This window comes from Eisenbergiella porci (assembly GCF_009696275.1).
Taxonomy (GTDB): domain Bacteria; phylum Bacillota; class Clostridia; order Lachnospirales; family Lachnospiraceae; genus Eisenbergiella; species Eisenbergiella porci.
Map to the genome: position 1 here is coordinate 1 of NZ_VUMI01000100.1, position 7,909 is coordinate 7,909.

General features: G+C 42.3%; 9 protein-coding genes. All 9 read left to right on the top strand.

What is annotated here, in order from left to right; all coding sequences use genetic code 11:
• Positions 1 to 127: 127 nt before the first annotated feature.
• The 9 genes from FYJ45_RS28440 to FYJ45_RS28480 all read left to right on the top strand — a co-directional run bounded on the left by FYJ45_RS28440 (position 128) and on the right by FYJ45_RS28480 (position 7,804).
• Positions 128 to 1,714: a recombinase family protein gene (locus FYJ45_RS28440; protein ID WP_235931055.1), complete on the top strand. Its 1,587-nt coding sequence runs from the start codon at positions 128 to 130 to the stop codon at positions 1,712 to 1,714.
• A gap of 400 nt (positions 1,715 to 2,114) precedes the next feature.
• A complete protein-coding gene (locus FYJ45_RS28445; protein WP_010708504.1) occupies positions 2,115 to 2,393 on the top strand; it encodes a hypothetical protein in 279 nt (92 codons plus the stop codon).
• Between the two features lie 68 nt (positions 2,394 to 2,461).
• Positions 2,462 to 3,361, top strand: coding sequence for an aminoglycoside O-phosphotransferase APH(2'')-IIa (aph(2'')-IIa, locus tag FYJ45_RS28450; RefSeq protein WP_016439437.1), 900 nt, complete (start codon positions 2,462 to 2,464; stop codon positions 3,359 to 3,361).
• Between the two features lie 43 nt (positions 3,362 to 3,404).
• Positions 3,405 to 3,941 carry an aminoglycoside N-acetyltransferase AAC(6')-Im gene (gene aac(6')-Im, locus FYJ45_RS28455; protein ID WP_010708502.1) on the top strand — a complete coding sequence of 179 codons (537 nt, stop codon included), beginning with the start codon at positions 3,405 to 3,407 and terminating at the stop codon, positions 3,939 to 3,941.
• A 147-nt stretch (positions 3,942 to 4,088) separates the two neighbouring features.
• Complete coding sequence (locus FYJ45_RS28460) at positions 4,089 to 4,442, top strand: hypothetical protein (RefSeq protein WP_010708501.1); 354 nt, start codon at positions 4,089 to 4,091, stop codon at positions 4,440 to 4,442.
• 278 nt (positions 4,443 to 4,720) lie between these two features.
• Positions 4,721 to 6,268, top strand: coding sequence for a MobA/MobL family protein (locus FYJ45_RS28465; RefSeq protein WP_016439438.1), 1,548 nt, complete (start codon positions 4,721 to 4,723; stop codon positions 6,266 to 6,268).
• Positions 6,269 to 6,332: 64 nt separating this feature from the next.
• The gene (locus FYJ45_RS28470) at positions 6,333 to 6,491 is read left to right on the top strand and encodes a transposon-encoded TnpW family protein (RefSeq protein ID WP_080630487.1); all 159 of its coding nucleotides are present in this window, start codon (positions 6,333 to 6,335) and stop codon (positions 6,489 to 6,491) included.
• A 50-nt stretch (positions 6,492 to 6,541) separates the two neighbouring features.
• Complete coding sequence (locus FYJ45_RS28475; protein WP_154468329.1) at positions 6,542 to 7,204, top strand: DNA topoisomerase; 663 nt, start codon at positions 6,542 to 6,544, stop codon at positions 7,202 to 7,204.
• 3 nt (positions 7,205 to 7,207) lie between these two features.
• Complete coding sequence (locus FYJ45_RS28480; RefSeq protein WP_154468330.1) at positions 7,208 to 7,804, top strand: hypothetical protein; 597 nt, start codon at positions 7,208 to 7,210, stop codon at positions 7,802 to 7,804.
• Positions 7,805 to 7,909 lie beyond the last annotated feature (105 nt).

Consider the following 7,909-nt stretch of genomic DNA (forward strand, 5'->3'; position numbering starts at 1 on the left):
GGGCAATTTGACAAGTGAGTTTCCCCTTTCGCATGAAGCGGATGCCGGAGGCGGTCTTTCAGAAGAAGGACCAACAATCACCTCCGGCATCCGTAAAAAATTTGGTGTTTAGTTGACACAAGGAGACATGAGCCGTATCGGTAGAGATTATTTACAAGTAGGATTTTACACAGAAGTTATGTTTCGGGAAAAGGGAGTGCATTTTATAGCAATTTCCAATGGTGTTGATAGTGAACGCAGGGAGAGTGCGGAATTTGCCCCATTTTTGAACATTATGAACGAGTGGTATGTGCGTGATACCAGTAGGAAGATAACAGCGGTGCTTAAGGCAAGAGGTATGAGTGGCAAGGCGCATACAAGCAATCGTTGTTGCTATGGTTATAAAAAGAGCGCAGATAATCCCGATAAATGGGTAATTGATGATGAAGCTGCCGAGGTTGTCCGCAGGATATTTAATATGTGTCTGAATGGTAAAGGTCCTTATCAGATTGCAAGGGAGCTGGCAGAGGATAAGGTGGAAAGACCCGAGTATTATTTGGGTATTCGTGGCAGGGGAGTCAATACAAAATCTTTCGATATGGAACATCCCTATGCATGGAGAGGTGCTACAGTTAAGGATATTTTGATGAGAATGGAATATACTGGCTGTACTGTCAATTTCAGAACAAAAAAGGAGTCATACAAGGATAAGCGACCTACTAAAGTGGACTCATCCGAGTGGGTAATCTTTGAAAATACCCAAGAGCCAATTATTGATAAACATACATGGGAAACAGTGCAGAAATTGTTAGATACACCGAGAAGAATAGGAGTATTTGAGGAAAGCAATCCTCTTACCGGCAAGGTGTTTTGTGCTGATTGTGGAGCAAAAATGTATAATCACAGACACTCAAAAGGGGTATGGAAGAAAAACTATTTTAAGGCAGGGGAAATGGTATATCATGCTCCCGAGGACAGATACTCTTGTTCTAATAATGCGTTGGGAAAACAGATGTATGAGAAAGTGTGTTCCAGCCATAGCATTTCTACAAAGGCATTGAAAACGCTTGTGTTGGAAACCATAAAAAGAACTTGTGATTATGCAGTGGAGAATGAAGCAGAGTTTAGGGAAAAGGTATGTAGTATTTCCGAAGAACAGCAGGGAGAGTTATCAGTCAGACTGGAGAAAAGGCTTGCCAAAAAGCAGAAACGAGTGAGTGAAATCAATCGTCTGATAAGGAAGCTGTATGAGGACAATATCAGCGGTAAATTGAACGATAAACGCTTCAATGCAATGCTTAGTGATTACGAGTTGGAGCTTGAAGCATTAGAAGCGGATATTGACAGAGATAATGCTGAATTAGAGGGCATGAGTGCAAAGAAAACGGATGTGGATGTGTTCATGGAGCTTGTAAAAAAGCATACGACATTCGAGGAACTGACACCAGCCATATTGAACGAATTTGTTGATAAAATTATGGTTTATAAGGCAGTTGGAAGTGGTGCAAACAGAACGCAGGATGTAGATATTTATTTGAATTATATCGGCAGATTTGTAGTTCCCGAAGTGGTTGTGGAGCTGACGGAAGAAGAGAAGCTGGCAGAAGCTAAAAGGCAGGAAAAACTGGAGAAAAAGCGAGCAAGCAACCGCAAATATATGGCACGAAAAAGAGAAGAAGCGAGGAAAGCGTGGGCAGAAATAGAAGCGGAGAAAGCAAAGGCAGTAGGGCAATAATTATCGTGAATTTGCGATTGTGAAAATGGCAGACGAGGAAATTATCAAGTGAATAATAAGGAATGGTTTTGCTACGATATTTAACGAGCAAAATCAGAATAAAAAGGCATTCAAAACGGACAGTGAATATGTTTGTTGCGGATGTCTTTTTTGATGGTCTCGGCAGTGCAACCTTCCCTTCCCCTTCCTTCTCTTCCTCTTCCTAGAGAAAAAAGAGAAAAAGAAAAGCAGAAAAGAAAGAACCAAAGAAAAGAATAAAATAAAAAGATAAAAAAGAGATATACCATCTCTATCTTATCCTATCCTATCCGCCTGCCGTAGGCAGGCTTTATTATTTGCCCGTCAAAAGTACGAGTCTAGAGTCGCCCAAAATACGAGTCAGAGAGAAAGGAGTGGTTTAATGGGCAGTTTATCCAAGTATGAGCAGGAAACGGTCATCAATTTTAATGCAGGGGAGCAGACAGCAGTTGTTTATACCCGAGATAAGGCAGTTATGAGAAAACTTGACGCATTAGTTATCGCATTCCCAGAGGTTTATAAGCTGGTAGGCGAAACAGATATTGATAAGACCTATTCCATGCCTAAATCATGCGTTAGTTATCGTAAGCCGAGAAAACTGGATGATAAATACAGAGAACAAAAAAGAAGGCAAATGGCACAGTATAATATGCAAAGGTAAATCGTTGAAAAAATGTATGTTCAATGATATAATTCTCTCTACTGAAGGTATGTGTAAAGGAGACTAAAATGGTTAACTTGGACGCTGAGATATATGAGCACTTAAATAAACAGATAAAAATAAATGAACTCCGTTATTTATCGTCCGGCGATGATAGTGATACTTTTTTGTGTAATGAACAATATGTTGTGAAAGTTCCTAAACGAGATTCTGTTAGAATTTCTCAGAAACGAGAGTTTGAATTGTATCGTTTTTTAGAAAACTGTAAGCTATCTTATCAAATCCCTGCGGTAGTGTATCAAAGTGACCGATTTAATATTATGAAATATATTAAAGGGGAACGTATTACTTATGAGCAGTATCATAAGTTGAGTGAAAAGGAAAAGGATGCCCTTGCATATGATGAAGCGACGTTTTTGAAAGAGTTACATTCCATAGAGATTGATTGTTCTGTCAGTTTGTTTTCAGATGCTCTGGTGAATAAGAAAGATAAGTTTTTGCAAGATAAAAAATTACTTATAAGTATTCTGGAAAAGGAGCAGCTGTTAACTGATGAGATGTTGGAACATATCGAAACAATATATGAAAACATATTAAACAATGCTGTTTTATTTAAATATACCCCTTGTTTGGTACATAATGATTTCAGTGCAAATAACATGATTTTTAGAAATAATAGACTGTTTGGAGTTATTGATTTTGGCGATTTTAATGTAGGTGACCCGGATAATGATTTTTTGTGCTTGCTGGATTGTAGTACAGATGATTTCGGGAAAGAATTTGGCAGGAAGGTATTAAAATACTATCAGCATAAGGCGCCGGAAGTAGCAGAAAGAAAAGCAGAGCTTAATGATGTATATTGGTCGATAGACCAAATTATTTATGGTTATGAAAGAAAAGATAGGGAAATGTTGATTAAGGGTGTTTCTGAATTGCTACAAACACAAGCAGAGATGTTTATATTTTAGCAGGAAAAGATGATGTGAAATTATATTATGGAAGAGGTGAATTATGTTGGAAAAAAAGCGAGTTTCCTTTCGCCCGATGAATGAGGATGATTTAGTTCTAATGCTAAAATGGCTGACAGATGACCGTGTTCTTGAATTCTACGACGGTAGAGATAAAAAACATACACAGAAAACGATTCGTGAGCATTATACAGAGCAATGGGCGGATGAGATTTATCGAGTCATCATTGAATATGATACAATTCCTATCGGTTACGCACAAATATATAGAATTCAGGGGGAACTTTTCGACGAATATAATTACCATGAGACGGAAGAAAAGATTTATGCGATGGACCAATTTATCGGTGAGCCGGAATATTGGAATATGGGAATCGGTGCAGAATATTGCAGAGTAGTATGCCAATATCTACGAACGGAAATGGATGCCGATGCGGTGATTCTTGACCCACGAAAAAATAATCTACGAGCAGTACGAGCATATCAGAAGGCAGGATTTAAAATTATTAAGGAACTTCCCGAACATGAGCTACACGAGGGGAAAAAGGAAGATTGTGTGCTGATGGAATGGAGAGTGTAATGCTAAAAGATTCCCGCTTATGTAGGGTTAAATTTTCAGTTCCATAAAGCAGTTTATTTAAATATCGAACACCCAAAGGTGGCATGGAAATTAAAACCATGACCACCTTTTTTATTATACAAAATCAAGGAAAAGGAGATTGAAAATATGTTACAGAACAATGAAAAATCAGCAGAGGTTTTAAAAGCAGAGAAGATTGTGGAGCAGGCTAAGGCAAGACTGGCAGAAGCCAAGAGAAAGGCAAGTCAGCAGAAGCGAAAAGAGGAAAATCAGCACAAGTACATGATGGGTGGCATTGTTCACAAATATTTCCCAGAGTGTTATCAGTTTGATGAGCAGGAGCTGAACAGAATTATTGCTTCGGGGATGAAGTCGGAGCAGTGCCAGCGCATTATTGAAATCGTGAAAAAGGAAAGTGCTGACAAGCGTGAGAATGCAGTTGTAAAAGCTGAAAGTGAGGTGGCAGGGGATGAAGGTACTGGCAAAAGTGAAAATGCCTAAGATCAGTCAACGAGATTTTCTCGTTGCGCACAGATATACCATCTGCGATGGTATGTGCGCTCTCCGAGGGGTCTTGCAGACAGCTGTTGCCTGCCGAAGGCAGTCAAAAGGGAACACTGCGTTTTCCCTTCGGTGCAGAGGGCGCACCTACCCATTTGCATACTTTGCGTTCAGTGAAGCTCCAAAGAGCGGAGCTGCACTGCCCACAAAGTCAACCGATACCGCACAATCCACAGTATCGGTCTGCCACAGCCTATGCAGGAGAGTGAGGTGTGGCTATGGCAGTTAAAAACCTAAGTACCCGAGTTGCCATTATCGGAAGAGGTGCAAAGTGCAGAGGTGGTTCATCCGCAGTTGACAAGTCTGCATATATCAGCCGTACCACCATGTACTCTGAATATGACGGAACAACCTATTACCCGAAGTATACCGAGGATTTGGTGCATAATGAGGTCATGCTTCCGGTCAATGCACCAGCAGAATATTCAGACCCATCGGTGCTATGGAACTCCGTTGAAATGAGGGAGAGTAAATCTGCCAAAGCACAGCTGGCGAGGTCATATAAAATCAATCTGCCGAATGAGTGGAGTTATGAGCTTGCCATAGAGGTAATGAGGGATTATGTGAAAAGGAATTTTGTGGATGATGGAATGTGTGCGCAGTTTGCCATCCATGACTCCGAAAACCCGAATACGCACCAGCGCAATCTTCACTGTCATATTATGCTTACCATGCGCCCGATTTTGGAAGATGGTTCATGGGGAGATAAGCAGAAGAAGATTTATGCACTGGACGCAGACGGAAACAAGATAAGAAAAAAGAATGGGCAATATAAATGCACCACGCAGGATGTGACTGGATGGAACAGCAGGGAGAATGCCAGGAAGTGGCGCAAGGATTTAGCTGACACCATAAATGCGGTCAATGATAAAAACGGATTAAGGGAGAATTTTTGGGAGCATAGGTCATTTGCGGAGCAGGGGCTTGATACCATACCACAGATACATTTGGGAGAGAAAGCCAGTGCGCTGGAAAGGGCAGGAATACAGACAGAGAGAGGGAATGTCAACCGCAGGATAATGGAGCAGAATAAGGCTATTCTTACTGCAAAAATGCTTGTGGCAAAAGCAGAGGAACAGTTGCAGAAGCTTGTTAATTCCAAGCCAGTTGAAGCAGTACGCAATACTGCAAATGAAGTCCTTGATATGATTAGGGCAGTTGTCGGCAAAAAGGGCAGACTGGAATTGCCAGTAATCAAGAGCAAATATTTGAGGAAGATTTCTCAAAGACAGGCATTGCAGGAGCAGGAGAGAATGGAGCGTTTTGTTGTGGTAAATCAGATTGAGAGCTTTGAGCAGTTGCAGGAGTTTAAGGAACAGCGAGAGCCAGCCTATGAGAAGCTGTCAGCGGAGCGACAGCAGATTGCAGAGCAGATAGCAAGACTGGAGCAGTTGCTTGTGGCATACAGCGAGTATGAGCCTTATATCGTGTATCATAAGACAAGTAATTCGCTGAAAGGATTTGCCAAGCGTAAATATGATAAGGAGCATGAAACGGAGCTTAGAGAATACGACAGTTATCGTGCGAAATTAAAGAAAATGCTGTCCTCTGATGAGAAGATTACACCGAAGAAATGGACAGCGGAAAAGACGAAGCTGGAAGAACGATTGCAGGAGAGCAATCCCGACTATGCAAGAGTGGTTACGGAGCTTGCGTCAACAGAGGTTATTGAGCATAACCGTAAAATGCTTGCAATGACCCGAGAAGCCGAGCAAAATCAACGCAGTCAGATACACAGCAGGAAGAAAAATGAACAGTCATTATAACAGCGAGAGGGCAGTTTACAAGCAATGGTTTGTAGCTGTCCTTTTTGCGTGAAGGGAGAAGAACATGGAAGAAAGCAAGAAAGTGAATACAGAGCATTTCAAGAAAAAGATAGGTAATACCACTTATCGGGTAAGAGTGCATTTTCCGCAGAATACCAAGCGGACTTTTACGGACAGCGTGAATACGCTGATTATGAATGAATGTACCAGCAAAAAGAAATAATCCACATCCTACCTTGACAAATCCTCACAGAAGATCTTCTGCTGTCTGCCATGGAACACGCCAGCGCCGAGGAATTTGCGGAAATTGAGGGTGTAGAACGTACTGGGCTGGGTACGCCTGCCACCCGTGCCGGTGTGCTGGAAAAACTGGTGCGTGGAGGTTTCCTGGAGCGCAAGGGCAGGCAGCTTCTTCCTACAAAGAAAGGTTTTAACCTGATTGTGGTTCTGCCTGAGAGTGTGAAATCCGCCAGCCTGACCGCCCAGTGGGAAGCTGATTTAAAGGCTGTGGAGCGTGGCGAACAGACGGCGGATGCCTTTCTGGGCGGCATTGAAAACATGGTGTCTGAACTGGTAGCCCAGTACAGCGCCATCAAAGCCGATACAGCCATGTTCCAGCAACGTGAGGTCATTGGCAAGTGTCCCCGTTGCGGTTCTGATGTGGTGGAAGGTAAAAAGAATTTTTACTGTACCAACCGTGAGTGCCAGTTTTCCATGTGGAAGGACGACAGGTTCTTTACATCCAAGCACAAAGAGCTGACAAAGCCCATGGCGGCGGCTCTCTTAAAGAATGGGCGTATCAAGATGAAGGGCTTGTTCAGCGAGAAAAAAGGCGTTCTTTATGACGCTGTGGTGGTGTTGGCTGATACCGGAGATAAGTATGTGAACTATAAGATTGAGCTGCCGCCCAGACCCAAAAAACAGGGAAAGGAGTAATCTATGGCTGAGTTGAACCAGAAAGACCAAAAGCCTGCCGACCCGGAAGAAATCCGGGCACTGGCGGCAGACCTTGACCAGTTTGGCGAGGATTTTGATACTTACGAGTATAGAGATACTGTTGAAGATAAAGAAGAAAACATCCGAAACACGGAAACGATGCTTTTGGACGGCAAGACAGACAGTATTCGGAATTACCTTCTGTCGTTTATCGACGATGACCGTGATCCCGAAGCAGTGCAGGCGGCAAAAGCTCTTTTGGAGCGAATGGATATGGCAACTCCCAGTCTGCCGGGTACAACACTGGCTTTAAAAGCAGCATTTGATCGGGATTATAGTTATATCCGAGTAACCAATATGGAGCCGGATCAGGTTAAGGGTATTCTGGAACAGATGATTGCGACTGTACCAGAAGATGCAAGCCTTGACGTGGAGAAATATATTAAACATGCAGGCGGCCAGATTGAACAGATCGGTGGAGCCTATGATGATTTCTCTCCGAACTTTCCGACCATGCTGGAGTATAACTTTGATACCAACAAAGTCTATGACTATCGCCAGGAACCGGATACTTTTACTGTTGTCCGGCAAATTAAATGATGTTCCATCCGGCAGATTATTTCGTGCCGATTTGGGATCTCTACAGATAGGTTAGTCATTTTAAAAGTAATTGTTTCTGCGAATTGTTTTCCTGACAGAAAAACA

Excerpts from the sequence above, each read along its gene's own strand:
- FYJ45_RS28460 (WP_010708501.1), top strand. The coding sequence starts at position 4,089 with ATGTTACAGAACAATGAAAAATCAGCAGAGGTTTTAAAAGCAGAGAAG.
- FYJ45_RS28440 (WP_235931055.1), top strand. The coding sequence starts at position 128 with ATGAGCCGTATCGGTAGAGATTATTTACAAGTAGGATTTTACACAGAA.
- FYJ45_RS28465 (WP_016439438.1), top strand. The coding sequence starts at position 4,721 with ATGGCAGTTAAAAACCTAAGTACCCGAGTTGCCATTATCGGAAGAGGT.
- FYJ45_RS28445 (WP_010708504.1), top strand. The coding sequence starts at position 2,115 with ATGGGCAGTTTATCCAAGTATGAGCAGGAAACGGTCATCAATTTTAAT.
- FYJ45_RS28470 (WP_080630487.1), top strand. The coding sequence starts at position 6,333 with ATGGAAGAAAGCAAGAAAGTGAATACAGAGCATTTCAAGAAAAAGATA.
- FYJ45_RS28475 (WP_154468329.1), top strand. The coding sequence starts at position 6,542 with ATGGAACACGCCAGCGCCGAGGAATTTGCGGAAATTGAGGGTGTAGAA.
- FYJ45_RS28480 (WP_154468330.1), top strand. The coding sequence starts at position 7,208 with ATGGCTGAGTTGAACCAGAAAGACCAAAAGCCTGCCGACCCGGAAGAA.